Source organism: Thermococcus sp. 4557 (assembly GCF_000221185.1).
In the GTDB taxonomy this organism is placed as follows: Archaea; Methanobacteriota_B; Thermococci; order Thermococcales; family Thermococcaceae; genus Thermococcus.
Genome location: NC_015865.1, coordinates 1115540 through 1133232 on the forward strand (window position 1 = coordinate 1115540; position 17693 = coordinate 1133232).

15 protein-coding genes, 2 tRNA genes and 1 pseudogene are annotated in these 17693 nt (G+C 50.5%); 9 read left to right on the top strand and 9 right to left on the bottom strand.

Features of this window, described 5'->3' with window-relative positions; translation table 11 throughout:
• Positions 1 to 443: 443 nt before the first annotated feature.
• Both GQS_RS05960 and GQS_RS05965 read right to left on the bottom strand, forming a co-directional pair.
• A tRNA-Ile gene (locus GQS_RS05960) sits at positions 444 to 521 on the bottom strand.
• 13 nt (positions 522 to 534) lie between these two features.
• Positions 535 to 612, bottom strand: a tRNA-Glu gene (locus tag GQS_RS05965).
• A gap of 343 nt (positions 613 to 955) precedes the next feature.
• On the opposite strand from GQS_RS05965, the gene GQS_RS10950 reads away from it, so the two are divergent.
• The 8 genes from GQS_RS10950 to GQS_RS05995 are packed head-to-tail and all read left to right on the top strand — an operon-like array spanning position 956 to position 8523.
• Entirely contained in the window at positions 956 to 1117 is a 162-nt protein-coding gene (locus GQS_RS10950) for a hypothetical protein (RefSeq protein ID WP_158306491.1), read from the top strand.
• Positions 1118 to 1121: 4 nt separating this feature from the next.
• Positions 1122 to 1580, top strand: a complete 459-nt coding sequence (locus GQS_RS11060; protein WP_238515713.1) for a glycosyltransferase — start codon at positions 1122 to 1124, stop codon at positions 1578 to 1580.
• Positions 1550 to 2050: a hypothetical protein gene (locus tag GQS_RS11065; RefSeq protein WP_238515715.1), complete on the top strand. Its 501-nt coding sequence runs from the start codon at positions 1550 to 1552 to the stop codon at positions 2048 to 2050. Before GQS_RS11060 ends, GQS_RS11065 begins: the two co-directional genes overlap by 31 nt.
• A gap of 21 nt (positions 2051 to 2071) precedes the next feature.
• A complete protein-coding gene (locus GQS_RS05975) occupies positions 2072 to 3328 on the top strand; it encodes a nucleotide sugar dehydrogenase (protein ID WP_014012770.1) in 1257 nt (418 codons plus the stop codon).
• Positions 3309 to 4346, top strand: coding sequence for a DUF354 domain-containing protein (locus GQS_RS05980; RefSeq protein ID WP_014012771.1), 1038 nt, complete (start codon positions 3309 to 3311; stop codon positions 4344 to 4346). Before GQS_RS05975 ends, GQS_RS05980 begins: the two co-directional genes overlap by 20 nt.
• A gap of 5 nt (positions 4347 to 4351) precedes the next feature.
• On the top strand, positions 4352 to 5518 hold the full coding sequence (locus tag GQS_RS05985) for a glycosyltransferase (protein ID WP_014012772.1): 1167 nt from the start codon (positions 4352 to 4354) through the stop codon (positions 5516 to 5518).
• A gap of 6 nt (positions 5519 to 5524) precedes the next feature.
• Positions 5525 to 7084 carry a hypothetical protein gene (locus tag GQS_RS05990; RefSeq protein ID WP_014012773.1) on the top strand — a complete coding sequence of 520 codons (1560 nt, stop codon included), beginning with the start codon at positions 5525 to 5527 and terminating at the stop codon, positions 7082 to 7084.
• 11 nt (positions 7085 to 7095) lie between these two features.
• Positions 7096 to 8523 carry an alkaline phosphatase family protein gene (locus GQS_RS05995; protein WP_014012774.1) on the top strand — a complete coding sequence of 476 codons (1428 nt, stop codon included), beginning with the start codon at positions 7096 to 7098 and terminating at the stop codon, positions 8521 to 8523.
• Positions 8524 to 8675: 152 nt separating this feature from the next.
• On the opposite strand, the pseudogene GQS_RS06000 reads toward GQS_RS05995, so the two are convergent.
• The 5 genes and pseudogenes from GQS_RS06000 to GQS_RS06025 form a co-directional block, all read right to left on the bottom strand.
• Positions 8676 to 8911, bottom strand: a pseudogene (locus GQS_RS06000) (oligosaccharide flippase family protein); the annotation flags it as partial.
• Positions 8912 to 8960: 49 nt separating this feature from the next.
• A complete protein-coding gene (locus GQS_RS06005; RefSeq protein WP_048056640.1) occupies positions 8961 to 10370 on the bottom strand; it encodes an ATP-binding protein in 1410 nt (469 codons plus the stop codon).
• Positions 10371 to 10463: 93 nt separating this feature from the next.
• Positions 10464 to 11399 carry a helix-turn-helix domain-containing protein gene (locus GQS_RS06010; RefSeq protein ID WP_048056538.1) on the bottom strand — a complete coding sequence of 312 codons (936 nt, stop codon included), beginning with the start codon at positions 11397 to 11399 and terminating at the stop codon, positions 10464 to 10466.
• A 310-nt stretch (positions 11400 to 11709) separates the two neighbouring features.
• Positions 11710 to 14076, bottom strand: a complete 2367-nt coding sequence (locus GQS_RS06020; protein WP_014012779.1) for an STT3 domain-containing protein — start codon at positions 14074 to 14076, stop codon at positions 11710 to 11712.
• A gap of 576 nt (positions 14077 to 14652) precedes the next feature.
• Positions 14653 to 15648, bottom strand: a complete 996-nt coding sequence (locus GQS_RS06025; protein WP_014012780.1) for a sugar phosphate nucleotidyltransferase — start codon at positions 15646 to 15648, stop codon at positions 14653 to 14655.
• 91 nt (positions 15649 to 15739) lie between these two features.
• Between GQS_RS06025 and GQS_RS06030 the strand changes: the two genes are divergently transcribed.
• A complete protein-coding gene (locus tag GQS_RS06030) occupies positions 15740 to 16693 on the top strand; it encodes an NAD-dependent epimerase/dehydratase family protein (protein WP_014012781.1) in 954 nt (317 codons plus the stop codon).
• A 15-nt stretch (positions 16694 to 16708) separates the two neighbouring features.
• Here the strand turns inward: GQS_RS06030 and GQS_RS06035 are convergent, their stop codons facing one another.
• Together GQS_RS06035 and GQS_RS06040 are read right to left on the bottom strand one after the other, a co-directional pair.
• Entirely contained in the window at positions 16709 to 16948 is a 240-nt protein-coding gene (locus tag GQS_RS06035) for a hypothetical protein (RefSeq protein ID WP_014012782.1), read from the bottom strand.
• Positions 16939 to 17658, bottom strand: a complete 720-nt coding sequence (locus tag GQS_RS06040; RefSeq protein ID WP_014012783.1) for a hypothetical protein — start codon at positions 17656 to 17658, stop codon at positions 16939 to 16941. Before GQS_RS06040 ends, GQS_RS06035 begins: the two co-directional genes overlap by 10 nt.
• Positions 17659 to 17693 lie beyond the last annotated feature (35 nt).

Below are 17693 nucleotides of genomic sequence, written 5' to 3' on the forward strand. Positions count from 1 at the left end.
TGCTTTTAGCGAGAAATGCACCCCAATTGGAGCTTAACAGTCTTAGAATCACGAATCTGGATCAAACTCAACGGGACTGTCGTCCCTTGCGTCGAGCTTTGCTCGACGTCGCGCAGAAGCTTTTGGAAAAAGCTTGACCAAGAAACTTTTCTGGCGAAAAGTTTGATCAAAGTTCGTGATTCCTTCCAAAAATGCAACTTGGGGAACGTTGGCACTCTCAACAGGAATTTTCAAGCAGGAATTTACTCTCAAAGCTCCTGAAACACGGGTTTGACTCTAAAAGCGCTCCAACGGAGCGCGGGAGAAGTAAACCCACACAAACAAAGCAACTTCAAAAGGAATTCCCCACTAAAACACATGTTCAAAAAGGCAAACACTCCCAAAAGAGCACTCAAACAGGAATCACCGACCTTGATCAAACTTCGCGAAGGCGAAGTTTGTATTGGTGGGCCCGCGGGGCTTCGAACCCCGGACCTCCCGCTTATCAGGCGGGCGCTCTGACCAGGCTGAGCCACGGGCCCAGGAGAAGGATTCTGGTGCCCCGGCCGGGATTTGAACCCGGGTCGCGGGATCGAGAGTCCCGCATGATTGACCGGGCTACACCACCGGGGCGTGTCCGAGATTAGGGAGGAGGGAGGGTTTAAAAAGTTTTCGGTCGGGCCCGGCGGGAGGGGGCGATGGGGCCCTAGATAGAGGGGAATGGAACAGGTCGTGGGATTTGAGCAATCTAAGGGTACATAAAAGGGCATCAGACGCGGCTGCTGTTACAATCTACACCAACACCGGCCGATTTAACAACGACTAACGTTCCGTGTACAAACCGGAGTACCCCAGATGGTTAGAAAGCTTTAAGAGCGTGGAGCCAATAAGCCGCAATGGAATCTCCAAGGTGATGCAATAATCCAGCGGGGGATTTAAATCACGAACCATGGATGAGGTGTAACAAGGGGAGCCGGTGGAAATCATGGGGCAGAGGGTTCTGGTCGTGATCCCAGCGTACAACGAGGGGCCGGAGGCAGGGTCGGTTAGGGCAGTTTCTTTTGATGGTAAACACGCAAACAGAGCAACCCTCCGATCTCCCGAGGGAATGGCAGCACATTATGTCGCGGGGGTTTAATAGGATGGAGAGAAAGGTCAGCCCCGAGGACGTCACAATCCTCATCCCAACCAGGAACGAGGAGGATGGAATAGGGGAAGTCATTGATGGGTTCAAAAAACTGGGATACACCAACATTCTAGTCATAGATGGCCACAGCACCGACAGGACGAGGGAGATAGCAAAGGAGAAGGGTGCAACCGTTGTAGTGCAAAGCGGAAAGGGCAAGGGACAGGCCGTTGCAGAGGCGTTCAACCTCATCGACACTGATGTAATCGTCATGATCGACGGGGACGGGACGTACGACCCCAAGGACATCGGGAAGATGCTTCAGCCGATTGAGAGGGGCATAGCGGAGCATGTGATCGGTAACAGACTGGAGAACTTTGAAGATGGGCTTTTACCCGGCTTAATCTGGTTGGGAACAAGATATTCAACGCGCTCTTCCGGTTCATGTACGGGGTCAAGGTTCACGATCTCTTAACAGGATACCGGGCCCTGACGAAGGAGCTCTACAAGAGCGTGGAGCTTGAGAAGCACGGATTTGAGATCGAGACGGAGCTCACAGTTGAGACGATAGCCAAGGGGTTCCGCATCGCGGAGGTTCCGATAAGCTACCGTAAGAGGAAAGGTGAGGCAAACCTCCACCCGATAAAGGACGGCTGGAGGATAGGGAAGACGATAATAGAGCTTATGGTCAGGTATAATCCGGGGAGGTACCTGTACCTCCTGGGATTCCTTGCCCTGCTGGTGGGCTTCATAACCGGGGTCTACGTGATACAGGAGTGGCAGAGGGGGGTAACTCACTACCTGCTGGCACCGCTCACATCGATTTTCGTGATCACGGGGATTAACCTCGTGATATTCGGGTTCGTCACGGGGTACATATTCAAGAGCATGGCGGGTTTGAAGAGGGAGATAAGGGAAGTGGGGCTGAAGATAAAACAGAAGTAAGATATTGTGGAGGCGAAACCCATGAAAATCTCAGTCCTCGGTCTCGGATACATAGGCCTTCCAACCGCGCTCCTGTTTGCAGCAAGCGGTCACGAGGTCATCGGGGTTGATGTGGACAAAAGAAAGGTGGAGCTCCTGAATTCGGGGGAGCTTCCTTTTCAGGAGCCGGGACTCGATGAGCTCTTTGAAAAGGCCCGGGGCAACTTCAGGGCCAGCACCCAGGTTGAAGAATCTGACGTCTTTCTAATCGCAGTCCCAACACCGCTTGATGAACACACTAAAGCGGCCGACCTCAAATACGTCAAATCCGCCGCGGAGATGATATGGCCCCACCTCAGGGAAGGGAATCTGGTCATACTGGAGTCCACGGTCCCGCCTAACACCACGGAAAGACTGCTTATCCCGATACTCGAAAAGAGCGGACTAAAGGCGGGAACTGATTTCCACGTCGTCCACTGCCCAGAGCGCGCCATTCCGGGGAAGACCATCCACGAGATGATCCACAACGATAGGATAATCGGTGGAATAACCCCCGAGTCGGCGGAACTTGCCAAAGAGCTGTACTCCTCTTTCGTTAAGGGCAACATATACCTGACCGACGCCACCACAGCGGAGTTCGTGAAGCTTATCGAGAACACCTACCGCGACGTGAACATTGCCCTCGTCAATGAGCTCGCCCAGATCGCCGAGGAATATGGTATCAACATCTGGGAGGCCATAGAGCTGGCGAACAAGCACCCAAGGGTGAACCTCCACAAACCGGGGCCGGGTGTTGGTGGTCACTGCATAGCCATCGACCCATGGTTCGTTATCCAGGACTCCTCGAACGGGAAGATGATAGCGCTTGCCAGGCACGTGAACGATACGATGCCCAACTACACCCTCCGCAGGGTCAGGAAAATGCTGAGGGGGATTGAATATCCCACGATCACGGTCTTCGGCGTCGCTTACAAGGGGAACGTTGATGACGCCCGTGAGACCCCGGCGCTGAGGTTCATACGGCTGGCCGAGAACGACGGATTACGGGTTAAGGTCTACGATCCGTTCGTGCAGGAGTTCGAATACCCTCTGCTGAGCCTTGAGGAGGCCGTTAAGGACAGCGACTGCATTGTTGTGATAACCGATCATGAGGTGTTTAAATTCCTCGACCCAGAAGAGATCGGGAAGCTCATGAGGCACAGGTGCGCCTTCGATGCCCGCAACATCCTTGATCACGAGAAATGGAAGAGGGCAGGGTTTGAGATCAGGGTGCTTGGAAATGGGAAGGAAGACCTATGACATCTGGGCGGATGTGGCCAACACCCCGCAGGTCCACGTCATCGCCGCACTGATCAGGGAGCTCAGGGAATACTCCATATACGTGACGGGATTCAATCGGGGCGAAACCGCACAACTGATACGGATGTACGGCCTCGATGGGGAGGTTTTCGGTTCAGATAGATACAACCCCCTCATGAAGTCCCTGTCATTCGCGGGAAGAACCTTCCGCCTGCTCTATAAGGCACCCAGAGCAAAGCTCCTCCTGAGCTTTGAAAACGCCATGCCAATCCCCGCGGGGAAGCTGAGGGGGACGAAAGTTGTCCTGATGCTGGACAACGACCTGAAGTTCATCGGGGAGAAACCCCTGTTTCAGAGGATCGAGTCCAGGATAAAGAAGATGGCCGACGTCGTTCTCGTTCCAGAGGTTGCGGAGGAGCCGTTTAGGGAATACTTTGGGAACAGGGTAAGGACCTATCCAGGTTACAAGGAGCACATATACCTGGCCGACTTCGAGCCGGATCCCCGGTTCCCTGAGGAGAGCGGGATTCCATTCGATGAGTACGTCGTGCTCAGGCCGGAGTCATTGACGTCCCTCTACGTCCTCCACGGGGAATCGCTGGTACCTGAACTCCTGAGGCTCTTTGAAAGGGAGGGTATAAACGTCGTGTACCTTCCCAGAAATGAGGAGGAGAGGGCGCTGGCAAACGGTTTCGGCAACGTTTACATTCCTCCAAAAGCACTCGATGGGCTGAACCTAATCTACCATTCAAAGGCAACCCTTACAGGCTCGGGAACGATGGCCAGGGAGGCAGCGGTTATGGGTGTGCCCGCGGTGTCGTTCTTCCCGGGCGAGAGGCTGCTCGCCGTGGACAGGGATTTGGTTGAGAGGGGAGAGATGCTGCACTCAAGGGAACCGGGAGAGATTGTGGAGTATGTTTTGAATGGCAAGAGAAAGAACAGCGCACAGGAGCTTGAAAAGGCGAAGAAAGTTAAAAGGAAGGTAACCCAGCTGATAATGGAAGTGGTCGGGGGTTAATCCCAATGAGAATCCTGACAATTGCACCGTTTTATAAATTCTTCATCAAAGATTTTTCAGGAGCACTTTCTAAGGAAGTGGAGAGTATAGATGTTTTAGTCCACCACAACCGCCTTTCCGAGCTCGCTCCATATATGCCCCTTTCCTATTTTAGACATGTCGAGAAGTTCTCCAAGAAAAACCTTGTTGACTTAACAGGGATTCCCTCCAACGTCAGAGTCCACGTTGTTTCTACCGTTTACTTCACGCCCGATGGGAGGAACACCAAACTTGGCGACAAGCTTGCTAAGCTCTTTGACCGTTACATCAAAAGGCACAAAATTGAGTTCGACTTGATTCATGCCCACTTCACGTGGCCGAGTGGATACGCTGGCGTAAAGTTGGCAAAAAAGTATGGTGTTCCCTCCGTAATCACCGTCCATGAGAACCGCGATTGGTTCCTAGAAGAGTACAACTCAAAGAACGAAAGAATATATTGGACGTGGAAGAATGCTGATGCTCTAATCCGAGTCAACAGGGCTGATGTCCAGCTCCTTAAAGAGTTTAATTCCAACGTGTTCTACGTTCCAAATGGCTTTGACCCAAAAAGGTTGCCATTTATGGACAGGAAAGAGGCAAGATCAATCTTAGGACTACCTTATGGCAATAAAGTGGTGTTCAGTCTTGGCAATCTAATCGAGAGGAAAGGCTTCCAGTACCTCATTGATGCGATGTCAATAGTTGTGAGAGAGAGGGATGACGTTGTGTGTTACATAGGAGGTAACGGTCCTCTCAAGGACAGATTACAGAAACAAATCAACGAGCTTGGTCTCCAAAAGCACGTCCAGCTACTTGGCTTTGTCTCGGATGACGAGTTGAAATACTGGATGAACGCCGCGGACATATTTGTGCTACCGAGTCTGAGCGAGGGGAACCCAACGGTTATGTTTGAGGCCCTTGGAGTGGGACTTCCCTTTGTGGGAACAGCAGTTGGGGGGGTTCCAGAAATAATAACCTCCAAAGACTACGGTTTACTATGCCCCCCCAAAGACCCAAAGTGCCTAGCTGAGAAAATTTTAACAGCCATCGAAAAATATCAGAGTCGGAAGAACATAAAAAAGTATGCAGAACAGTTCATATGGGACAATATTGCAAGACGGATTATAGAAGTATACTTAGAATTGACAAGGTGAAATACTATGAACCACATACCAATTATTCGAAGAATTCACATGTATTTGCTTGGAATTCTCCTCTTGATAATTAATATTGGGGTTTTTTTGCCCAATTCTCCTGGATATGCGTATAATCCGCACCATATTGCAAATTTGTTTCTGCCAAATTTTGGATTAGACTTCGAGTATTCAACATTCCCCTATTATGCCAGATCCGTTCTCACCCAATATGTACTTAATAAGGCAATACTCATCCTAGTTGCCAATGAAGACCCATTGATATTAGATAGAACAATATTTTTAGTATCAACCCTTTTTAGGATACCTGCGTACATAATATTACTAACACTATTACAATTTGAAGACAAGAAATTAAACAAAAGCATGATCATTGGTCTTTCGATTTTATTTACAATCACCATTTCGTGGTCAGGAATTCCTTTGATGTTAATCTCCACAATCTTATGGTCACTTATTAGAACTTCGAGCCCCTTAAAAATATTGATACTCGGAATTCTATCTTATTTAGCATTGTCTTTATACTGGCATAGTGCTGGTATGATAGGATTCTCGTTGATAGTAGCATATATAATTGTTCATCTAACCTTTTCAAACAAGAAGCATACCATACAAAAATGGGGAATTTACACATACATTTTGATAACTGTTATATCATGGATTTTTATTAGGGGGTTGACCTATGGGGGTGCATTTCGCGATGTTATTATTCTTGCTAGAAACGTCTCAATCAACTATATACTTAGAGGAGTATTCTCTAAAGGCAATTTTGTACCAAGGGACTACATATTCAGCTCCAAATTTTTTATTCCAAGCGAAATCATCAATTTCGGACTATATATTTCATACGCAATAATAACATTAATATCTGTTCTGATTTTATATCACAATCTCTGGCAGATAGATAAAGCATCTACTGAGAAAACAACAAGCCTTTTGATGGTAATACTACTTGGGAATATTTTATTTATGGGTGCATATTTTTCAGCAACCTTCATATTCCCCCCGGTAGTATTTCAAACATTGCTATATCCATTTGTTGTTACATACATACTTTCAGGACTACATCCACTAAAGAACACACTCAAAATCAAACTGATATCGCTATTTTTAGTAGGAACTCTAGTCGCTTCTTTTGGATTAGGGACGCTCCAAATTATGTACACCAGTACATTTGAAGATACTAGAGGTGAGACTTCATTTGATATGTATTTTCCTAGCATAGAGTGGATTTCTCATCACATACAGGACATATCTATAATCTCCGATGGTAACACTGGAGGATATTACCAGATAATTCTCTCCAAATATCATCTATATGAGACATCGAGAGTCAAAATATTTAAGTGGGGAATAACTCTCAGAATTTATGAAAATCTTGTTCAGGGAAAGTACAGAAATGAGAAGTCATTACTAGTTGTGAATACGTTGCTCTTTAAAAAGCATCTACGGCTAGTATCCCTACAAGCATGGAATAGGTTTAAACCGCTCCCTTCAGGATCTTATATTGTACAGAATAATCTTTTAATGATATACAATGATAACAACATAGTTATCCTGTACTGAGGTGATTGACCATGTCTTCCCAAAAAAAGATTGTAATAATCGGAATCGACGGAGCTAACAAAACAACAGCTAAACTTGTTGGGATAAAAGACCAACTCCACGATTTTATATCAACCATACCTCCATATACCCCGCCTTCATGGACATCAATTATTACAGGAGTTAACCCGGCCAAACACGGAATTATAGGCTGGCAGAAAGTCAATATGAAGGACAATAGAATTGGCTTGTTCAATTCAAAAGACGTTAAATATCCCCGTCTTTCAGAAATCCTGAATAAAGCAAATTTAAGAAGTGTTCTAATAAATCTCCCAATGACGTATCCTTTCACAGGGATCAAACAAAAAGACAATACTATTATCGTTTCAGACTGGGCTGCTCCCGAACAAGCAATATACCCTCAGAAACTGGAGGAGAGATATAAGGAATACCTAATTGACCCTCCTCACGAGTGGGCAAAATACGGAAAAAAAGAGTATCCACGGAGAGTTGAGGAATACACAGAAACAAGATTGAACCTCTATTATGACCTGCTTGAAAGGACCGACTGGAGTCTCTATTTCATAGTTTTCAGCGAAACCGATTGGTTTTCCCATATATTCCCCCAGATACTATACGAAAAAGACGTCCATCTTGTATCCCCAACTTTCAAGCACATACTAAAATTCATTGAAACTGCCAAGTCAGTAGCCGACTTCCTCTTTATAGTTAGTGACCATGGATTTGAGGTAAAGAACAAAATATTCTATGTAAACAGCGCTCTTGCAGAAAATGGGTTTATAAGATATAGCAAAAGCAAAGCAATATTCTTTAACCATATCAAAAATAGAATACCAAAGAAAATACTGAATAATATCGTCAGGAGAACCAAAGTCTCTGCAAGTTCCCTCAGCTACATTACTCAGAGTGCAGATGCATTTATGGTAGAACCTGCTAACTGGGGCATCTATGTGAAAGATAAAAGCAAAATTAACGAGATAAAAAAGGTATTAAGTAAATACGACGAGATCTTAGACGTTATTGAAGTTTCAAGGATCTACCACGGGAATTACCTAAACAGAATGCCTAATCTATTTGTAATTCCAAAAAAAGGCGTCGAGTTTTCACATGAACTTAATGGAAAATTGACAGAAAACATCTACAAGGGAGACCACGAAATCCATGGCATCTTCTCAGTCACTGGGAGGACAATTTCAGAGGACATTAACTTCAGTAGGGTACCTACTGTTTATGATATCACCCCAACAATCTTGCATATCTTTGGATTACCGATTCCAAATGACATGGACGGAAGAGTTTTAATGGAGATTTTTGAAGAGGGCTCAGAATTTGCTAAGAGAAAACCAAAATATCTTAATTTGAGTTATCAGGGTAAAGAACGAGAAAACGAAAGACTAAAGAAAGCCATACATGGTTTAAAACTCAAAGGCAGGATCTAACTAATTAGCTGAAACTAGCCTAACTTTAAAGATTTATTCCACATTCCTATTTCAATACACAAAAACACAATATATTCCATTGCACTTTGTTGCAAACAACACAGAGCTCTAGAATCAACATAATACTAAATCAAACCCCCAAATTACCACCCTTTCCTGTAAAATGCCACCTCCCTTGGCAGGGAATTTGAGAATCCGAGCATAACAGCAACGAGGGCCACGTTCAGGATGGTCAAAGCCAGATTGAAAACACCGTACTCTTCAGTGGAAAAGTACCTCGCTATAATCGCCCTGCTCAGAAACCCGAAGAACATCGAGATAACCGTTCCCGCAAAGACAATCCCCGCCCTCCCGCAATCCTCTGCAGAGCCTGGCTTGCCTCGCTCATGGGAGCCACCTTTTTGACTCATTTGACGCATGGATGACTTATATTTGACTCACGATGAGTCTTTAGCCTTCGAAATGGGCCCGTTCAGAGTTTCCCTCTTGGAATTCGAATTCTCAAAGTCCCCCAGGTCCCACAGGAGCCAGCCCTCACCCCGGAGGGTTTCCTTACTTTCAATGCCCTTCGCTATCAAACCGTAATACTTCTGCCAGTTTTCCAGCCCCACAAGCCCGCTTTTGCGCTCTAAATCTTTTAAAATTCCCCTCGCCTCTTTCTCCCTCAACTCCTTCCACTTTACCTCCACCAGCAGGGCCTTATTCTCCCTTTTGTCCAGTGCAACGAGGTCAATTTCCTCATTTTTATGCCACCACTTTCCGATCTTCGTGAACTTAAACGGCAGCTCCCCATGCTTGTTAAGTTCCATTAGAAACTCTTTGGCTGCTTTTTCGAAGGTCTTTCCAAGGTAGGTGTTAAAGTTCCTCAGGAAATCCTGAACTGCCGGCTCGGGGTTGAGGGAGTCTATATCCTCATAGTGCGGACTGACGAAGCGGTGGTAAAAACGGAAGTATTCATCTTCTATAACATAAATCCCCCTCTTGGCTTTCCTTTCTGTTATTGGAACTTCCCGCTTCACAATTCCAAGATTTGAGAGCACCCTGAGATATGCAGATAGGTCTTTGGCCTCCATCCCAGCGTACTGAGCGATCTCATTAAGCCGGGTTTTTCCCATGGCTATGGCCTCGATGATCTGCATGTATCTCGTTGGATTCCTCAGTTCCTCCATGAGGAGAAGCCTCGCCTCGTTGAAAAGAAATGCACTCGGGTCAAAGAAGTTGTTGATGATTTCCTCATCGCTCCCAGTTTTGAAGAACTCCATGTACTTGGGAATCCCCCACGTAACCCCATAGAGTCTCAAAAGCCTCTCAAAGTCCTTTCCAAACCATTCGGCCATATCGAAGAAGCGGAATGGTTTGACCTTCAGAACCCCACTTGCCCGCCCGTAGAGGGGACTCTTGTAGCTGAGAACCTCACGCTCCATCATTCCAACGCTCGAACCGCAGAGGATAATGGTAATCTCTGAACCCTCAAGCACTATATCCACTACCTCCTGAAACTCGGATGTAACACCCTTGTCCGCCTCTATTAAGTAGGGGAACTCATCAAGAACCACCAAAAGCTTTCCATGCCCGCTTAGGAACTTAAATGCATCACTAAAGCTTTCGAATCTCACCGGAGTACCGATAAAAGAGCTTATCTCATGAGAAAATCTCTCAAGGTCTTTCTCATATCCCCTCTGGGAGCAGAGAAAATATATGCCCCTTTTGTTCTCCAGGAATTTTCTCAAAAGGGCTGTTTTTCCCACCCTTCTTCTCCCGTAAACCACAAAAAGTCGAGAGCCTCCCCTCCACGCTCCCTCCAGGACTTCGAGCTCTCTCTTCCGGTTTACAAATTTTCGAATCATGATTATAATAAACATGATTCGAATATTTAAATATTTTGGTTTTAGTAACCTGACCCCCTCTCCGTCCTTCAGGATGGGAGGAGGTCAGTGCACTCACTTCCCTTCACCGAAGTACATTTTGAGGATTTCTTTCACTTCTTTCATAGAGGGGTAGGGGTATCTTTTAACCTCTTTACCCTCAAGATACCCCAACAATTCTCTCACGCTGATGTCGTATTTTCTACCAAATTTTAAAAGCTTCTTTTGATTTATTTTACCCTTATGCCCCAACAAGAGGACGATTGAATACAGAATTGTTCTTGGGCTGAAATCAATTAGCAATGCATGCACAATAACCTCTTCCAGAGAAAGCTCCTCCGCTTTCTCAGAATAATAATAGTGATACTGTCCGGTTCCAATAAGCTCCACCCCAAAATCGCTGAATCTTTCAAGCCCGGTTAGATGGAAGTTTCCAACATCTTTCCCCTTATACCCCCTCGTCAACATAATAAATTCTCCAACTCCACTCCACACTAGGATGGAGTCCTCGGAGAATTCTCTCGTTTTGATGGAATTTTGCAACTCATAAAATTCCTCTGCAAACTCGTGAAACAGGCTATATCTCTCCACTAGAAAATACTTTTCATCTTTCTTCCCGATAAGACCGTAATTGGACAGCCCGTCAATCACGTAATAGAGGGTGCTCCGGGGAAGGTTGCTCTTTATGAGGAGCTCATGGGCACTTAACGGAGCGTCTCTGAGAACTGCGAAAATGGGGAGACTCTTCCCGCTCAGAATCTCATCAAGGGGCATATGGCCAAACTTGAAAACAAGTCTTTTAAAAAGCTCCGCGGCTTTTGCATCACTTAGCGAGACCACCCTGTGTTTTCCTCTTTTTTCGGTCCTTATCAAACCCGTTCTTTCAAGGGATGCAACAAGAGTTGAGGTTCGGGAGAGTGATAAGTCTAGTTCATCAGCCAGCCCGCTTACGCTTCTCTGTCCTCTAAGTTTCAAAAGTACTCTAACCTCCATTTTTGAAAGGATTCTCATGTCCAAAAATTAGAAAGTATTATATATAACACTTTTGGTTTTCTGGACGTCCAAACAGCCGGCTTTTATCTTTCCTGGGTCTCTGGTCGAAAAATGATACGCCCCCCGATACACTCCGAACTGGTTCGGGGGGTATTGTTCATAAGTCCTTCGTTTGGGCAACCGGAAAACATCGAAATTACCGTCCCGGCAAAAACAATCCCCGTCCCCCTGGCGATCTTCTGCAGAGTCTGACTTGCCTCGCTCATGGGAGCCACCTGTAATTATGATGGCTCTGCGATGGCATTATGAGGCTTTTGAGCCCTTAATATCAGCCGTTCGCCAGGATGTCGTCTATCCTGAAAACCCCCCTATCCAGCACCGTCTTCTTCCGGACGTAGGTGTACCTCACGACGACGCTTCCGTTGATGTCGTCGGGGAGAACAAAGGAATCCCTCCCACCGACGCCGTACCACTTCTTGAAGACGAGCGTGCCGTTGTCGAGGTAGCCGTAGACCCCAAGGCCGGTTCCGGTGGCGTTGGTGAACCTGAGAACGACGGAGCCGTTTTCCGCGGCAACGACGACGTTCGGATGCCTGAACCGGAAGATCTTCACGTAGCCGCCGTCGGAGTACACGAGGGTGTAATTCCTGGGACAGTCATCGGTAAACATCAGCCGCGCCAGGGGGGTGTCGAAGGCCCTGCCGTTCATGAGAACCGCGTAGCCGTAGTTCAGGTTTATGTAAACGTAGACGTCGGCGGTGGGGCGGCCGGAGAGGGCCACCTCGTCCAGCCTTTCACCGGCCTCAACGAAAACCCTCTCGGGCAGCAGGAAGCGCCCGCCGATGTTCACCTTGACGTCCCACCTATCCTTCCCCGGAACGGCCATCACAGAGTAGGGGCCGCTGGAGAACACGAGGATCGATCCGCGGGAGGGCACCCTGTGAAGCACCACGAGGCCGTACTCGTCCGGGGAGACCCTCGCCGTCTCCATAACGGCCCCGAACTTCATCAGGGTGTCGTAGGAGACGATGACGTAATCAACGCCGAGCTTCATCAGGTCGTTTTCCCCCTTGAGACCGAGGTAGTACTTGGCCACCCATTCTCGCGGCCCTCCCTGCGCAACGGGGGCCCTCATCGAGTAGTACGTCACCCAGTGGCCCTGATCCCACCAGGTGAGGACGACGTCGTTGGGGTTGGAGACGTTCCCGAGGTAGGTGAGGGCGGACTCCCAGTTGCCGGTCATGAAGGGGTGGACGCTCAGCGTTGTGCCGGTTCCCTGGTATGCAGATATCAGGGGGACGCCAATCAGGAGCAGGGAGAGGGCAGCGGAGAGCCATTTCCGTTTGTTCTCAGTGATACCCTCAATCCAAGCATCCGCCGTATCATAGAGGGCCACCAGCCCAATGCCGGTCATAGCGGCCACTGCGAGGGAGGATATGAAGAGGAACCTGGTCCAGATGACAGCCATGGGTATCATGACGATGGCGGTGCCCAGGAGGAGGAAATCGGCGGGCCTGGGGCGCCTGAGGAAGCGGATGAGGAAGAGCGGCACGAGAAGTCCCGCGATGCCGTAGGCCTCCCACCAGTCATCGAAGGCCGTCCTCTGGGTTTCGGCTATCGGGCTCTCCGGGAAAATGCGAAGGATGGCCCCGTTTATGACGCCGTAGTACCTGACGGCCAGCCAGAGCGCCGCGGCCGTCCCGATGAGGACTATCAGCGCCCTCTGTTTTCTATCACGGACGAACCTGGAGAGAATCGCCAGGGCGATGACGGATGCCATGGCGAGGGGAAGTGCGTATTTGAGGTACAGAAGGATGAACAGGTCCCTGATGAACCCGAACTGGACCCCGAGCTCCTCGGCCAGCTTTCTCCCTAGCCAGTGGGTGGCGCCCACCATGCCGTACCCGAGGTGGGGGCCTATCGAGTTTGCTAGAAGGGCGCCGACGGCCAGGGATGCGAGGAGGGCCAGGGAATCCCGGAGGTACCTGTCCCTCCCGAGGAGGAACGCACCCACGGCGAGGAGGAGGGCGTTGGCGGCAACGAGTGCGAATATGGGGTAGTACGCCTGCCAGAATGCCGCGGAAAGGCCGGCGAAGATCCCGGGCAGGAGATAGAGTGCCAGCCGGACGTTCCTCCACCGGGGGCCCCTGAGGGAAAGGGGAACGGCGGTTCCAAGGAGGGCCGCGCTGTATAGGAAGAGCATGTAGTTGTCGCCGCGGTAGTAACCGGCCATCGAGCGGAAGACGTGGCCGAAGCTCACGGCCAGGAGAAACGCCGAGAGGAAGGCCTCTCTCTTGCCGTAGAGCCTCAGCACGGCGAGGTACGTGAACAGCACGGTGAGGACGCCGAATACAACCGGCGTTATTCTGAAGGCGTTGTAGAGCGAAACGCCGAAGGGGGAGAGGAGTTTATAGAAGTAGGCGGGTGTCATCCACAGACCGAGGGGGTGGAATCCGCCAATCTGGTACCCGTAGGGGCCCAGGGCGTGCGTGAAGAAGTTCACCCACTCTCCCTTCTCCAGAGCATACCGGATGTAAGCGAGGTGGAAGTATGGATCGTAGCCGAGGAGGTACTCAAAGCGCAGGGGGATGAGCCTGAAGGCGAGGGCGATAGCGGTTACGATAGGGGCCGCGAACTTGGGCTCGATGATGGTGTGCAGAAAGGATGCTATTTCAGACCTCCTCCACCGTTCCATTAAAGTCCCCTCTTACCTCCGGTTATCCCACAGTTCACTACCATCGCAGAGTAATAAAAGCGTTGCGCAGCCGCCACGGTTTTGCACGTCCGCGTCGAGGGTGCGGGAGCCCCCGGGTAAAAATTATTTCGAACCGTTTCAAAAAAATTTTGCTATAAATAAAAGCAAAGGTTTATATAGTTAAAGACCCTATAGGTATTTGAGGAGTGTCTCGCGGGGGAGACTGAAGCGAAAGCTTCACCCGGCTGCGGACCTGAACTGATAACGCGTCCATGATTCGTGAGGGGTCGTGGATTGCATTTAATGGCGAAGGTCTGTAAAGAGTGGAACTTAACTCCAGCCTTTCCGACGGGGCACTCCTCACTTCTTCTAACGTCCCTAAAAAAGCCAATTGCCGAAAACATCACGTCTGGAAGAGTCTTCTGATCACGGGGTCCGGGATGATGTATTCCCTTCCCAAAGGTCAAAAAGCATTAGACCCCACCTGTTTCAGGTAGGGTCTCATTGTTAATAAGGATTGCGATTTGATGCACCGCAAGGCCAGAGAAGTAGACCCCACCCGAAACAGGTAGGGTCTCACTCACCCCTCTGTATCTTCGCGTGCCCGCCGACGAGGCTCTTCCTGAGCTCGAGGTTTCTTATCTCGCACTTCTCGTCGATGATGGAGCGCCAGATGGTGGAGTTTTTGATAACGGTGTTCCTGAAGATTATGGAGTCGCTGACGTCGGAGTTCTCGATGACGCAGTTCTCGCCGATGTAGGCGTAGGGGCCTATTATTGACCTCCCGAGTATCTTGGCGCCCCTCTTTATGACTACCGGGGGAATGATTTTCGCGTAGGGGCTTATCTGAATCTCCTCGACGTGGCTCTCGCGCAGGAGGGTCTTGAGGGCCTCGAGGTAGCTGTCGGCCGAGCCTATGTCGTACCAGTACTCGGAGAAGCGGTAGGCCTTAATCGGCTCGCCCCTCTCGAGGAGCCACTGGAGGAAGTAGCCGGGGGAGTCGCGGTTGCCGTTGGAGAGGTACTCTTCGATGCGCTCCATGACGGTCCTAGGGAAGACGTAGACGCCGGTGCTTATGAGCGTCGAGCGCGGCTGGGCCGGCTTCTCCTCGAAGGATATAACCCTGTCTCCTTCCAGGACCACCACACCGTAGCGCTTCGCCAGTTCGAGGTCGCCGACGTCGTAGACCGCTATCAGCGTCCTGCCGTCGTAGGCCCTCAGAAAGTCCCTCAGGCCGAAGGAGAAGAGGTTGTCGCCGGCGATGACGAGGTAGTCGTCGGGGCCGAGCTCCTCCACGGCCTTCTTCATGGCCCCTATCGTGCCGAGCTTCTCCTCCTCGTGAAGGGTGTCCTCCACTATAAGGCCCACGCCGTGCTTCTCGGCGTAGGGGCGGAAGTGGGCCTCGAAGAAGCGGTTGGTTGAGATGTAGGTCTCGAGCTCCAGCTCCATAACGCTCTCCAGGATGTAGTCGAGGATCACCCTGTTCCCGACTGGAAGCAGGGCCTTCGGGTTGTCCTTGGTTATGGGCCAGAGTCTGGTGGCGTAGCCGCCGGCCATTATGAGGACTCTCATTGATTATCACCATCCAGGGGTTATCAAGACCGTCATAGGATGGGTCCAAACGTATTTAAATAATTTTGTCTCATCATCGGTGGTGGTACGAATGAAAGTCCTCGTTACGGGAGGTGCCGGGTTCATAGGCTCACACCTGGTGGATAAGTTGATGGAGCTCGGATGGGAGGTCAGGGTTCTCGACGACCTCAGCGCGGGCAGTCTGGAGAACATAAGGCGGTGGCTGAACCACGAGCGCTTTGAGTTTATCGAAGGGGACATGAGGGACCCGGGAATCGTTGGGGAAGCCGTTGAGGGCGTCGATGCCGTCTTTCACCTCGCGGCGAACCCGGAGGTTAGAATAGGCTCCCAGAGCCCGGAGCTGCTCTACGAGACAAACGTGCTGATAACCTACAACCTGCTCAACGCGATGAGGGGTTCAAGCGCCAGGTACCTCGTTTTCACCTCCTCCTCAACCGTCTACGGCGACGCGTCCGTGATTCCGACGCCGGAGGACTACGCCCCGCTCGAACCGATAAGCGTCTACGGCGGTGCGAAGCTCGCGGCCGAGGCTTTAATCAGCGGCTACGCCCACACCTTCGGGTTCAGGGCCCTGATCTTCCGCCTCGCCAACATCATAGGCGAGCGCTCGAACCACGGGGTCATCTACGACTTCATAAACAAGCTCAGGAAGAACCCGGGGGAGCTCGAGATACTCGGCGACGGCACCCAGAGGAAGAGCTACCTCCACGTGAGCGATACGGTTGAGGGCATGCTCCACATCTTCGAGCGCTTCAAGGGGAGCGACAGAACCGTCGACTTCTACAACCTCGGCAACGACGACTGGATAACCGTTCGGGAGATAGCGGAGATAGTCAGCGAGGGGATGGGGTTAAAGCCAGCCTTCAGGCTCACCGGCGGCGTCGATGGGGGCCGCGGCTGGAAGGGGGACGTCAAGTTCATGCGCCTGAGCATAGAGAAGGCGAAGGAAACCGGCTGGAGTCCGAGGCTCAACAGCTACGAGGCTGTCCGGAGAACGGTCGGGGAGCTCCTCAGAACGGTTTAATTTCAGTTCTGTTCCTCATTTTATTACCTCGTACACCTTTCTCGCCACGATGAAGGCGAAGGCGAGGAGGAGAAGGTAGGCGGAGAACTTCAGCGAGTCCTTGACGTCCCTCGGGAGGTAGAACTCGCCCACCTCCAGGGTTATCAGGATTCCTATGAGGGCCACCGTCAGGAATATCTCTGTTGATGGGCTGAGGAGGGCGGTGGCGACCAGCCAGAGGGCCAGGAACAGCACGACGTTCTCCCTCATAGCCATTTCTCGATCCCACCGAGACGCTCTAGGACGATTTTCACGTGCTCACTGCCCCGCTCGACGGAAGACACCTTCAGCAGCTCCCCTGTCCCCATGGCGACCGCCAGGAGAACCGCCGACGAGACGGGGTCCGCATAGACCGGACCATCGCACATGGGTCTCACGAAGACCTCGATTCTGCCGTCTTCCTTTTCAAAGACCTCCGCGGAACCAATGCCCAGGGCGCTCAGAACTGAAGAAACGGCGGACGATGCGTATCCAAGCCCCGTCCCTGCCAGCTCCCCGACGTTCTCAATCGTGTACTCAACGATTCCCCATCCCGCGGGGGGGCTTATCAGGACGCCGCTCTCGCGCTCGGAACCCGCAACGAATACCGTACCCTCCCCAAACCTGCCGAGGTGGGGGGAAAAATCGGAGGACTTTGGCAGGAAGACCGCACCCTTCGGGAGGTTCTCGTAGGGGGGAACTATTACGGGGTTCCCCTCGAGCTCAAGGTCGCGCCGCAGGGTTTCGAAGAAGTCGCAGGAGGGGCCGCATGTGAGGGGAAGCACCTCCCTGCCAACCTGGCCACCCAAGGGCAGGACGGCCGCGACGAGGCCGAGGATTATCGTCCCTATCCCCAGGTTGACGAGAGCTGTAGTTCCGCTGGTGCCCCCGTAGTACCAGAGGAGTACTCCAGCCACAGTGAGAACGCCACCGAGTAGCCTGCCCATTTTAACACCGGGACAAATAAACTTAAAAGGTTTTT

Coding starts and splice junctions, on each gene's coding strand:
- GQS_RS05975 (WP_014012770.1), top strand. CDS start 2,072: ATGAAAATCTCAGTCCTCGGTCTCGGATACATAGGCCTTCCAACCGCG.
- GQS_RS06025 (WP_014012780.1), bottom strand. CDS start 15,648: ATGAGAGTCCTCATAATGGCCGGCGGCTACGCCACCAGACTCTGGCCC.
- GQS_RS11060 (WP_238515713.1), top strand. CDS start 1,122: ATGGAGAGAAAGGTCAGCCCCGAGGACGTCACAATCCTCATCCCAACC.
- GQS_RS06010 (WP_048056538.1), bottom strand. CDS start 11,399: ATGAGAATCCTTTCAAAAATGGAGGTTAGAGTACTTTTGAAACTTAGA.
- GQS_RS06035 (WP_014012782.1), bottom strand. CDS start 16,948: ATGGCTATGAGGGAGAACGTCGTGCTGTTCCTGGCCCTCTGGCTGGTC.
- GQS_RS06020 (WP_014012779.1), bottom strand. CDS start 14,076: ATGGAACGGTGGAGGAGGTCTGAAATAGCATCCTTTCTGCACACCATC.
- GQS_RS05985 (WP_014012772.1), top strand. CDS start 4,352: ATGAGAATCCTGACAATTGCACCGTTTTATAAATTCTTCATCAAAGAT.
- GQS_RS06005 (WP_048056640.1), bottom strand. CDS start 10,370: ATGATTCGAAAATTTGTAAACCGGAAGAGAGAGCTCGAAGTCCTGGAG.
- GQS_RS11065 (WP_238515715.1), top strand. CDS start 1,550: ATGTACGGGGTCAAGGTTCACGATCTCTTAACAGGATACCGGGCCCTG.
- GQS_RS05995 (WP_014012774.1), top strand. CDS start 7,096: ATGTCTTCCCAAAAAAAGATTGTAATAATCGGAATCGACGGAGCTAAC.
- GQS_RS06030 (WP_014012781.1), top strand. CDS start 15,740: ATGAAAGTCCTCGTTACGGGAGGTGCCGGGTTCATAGGCTCACACCTG.
- GQS_RS06040 (WP_014012783.1), bottom strand. CDS start 17,658: ATGGGCAGGCTACTCGGTGGCGTTCTCACTGTGGCTGGAGTACTCCTC.
- GQS_RS05990 (WP_014012773.1), top strand. CDS start 5,525: ATGAACCACATACCAATTATTCGAAGAATTCACATGTATTTGCTTGGA.
- GQS_RS05980 (WP_014012771.1), top strand. CDS start 3,309: ATGGGAAGGAAGACCTATGACATCTGGGCGGATGTGGCCAACACCCCG.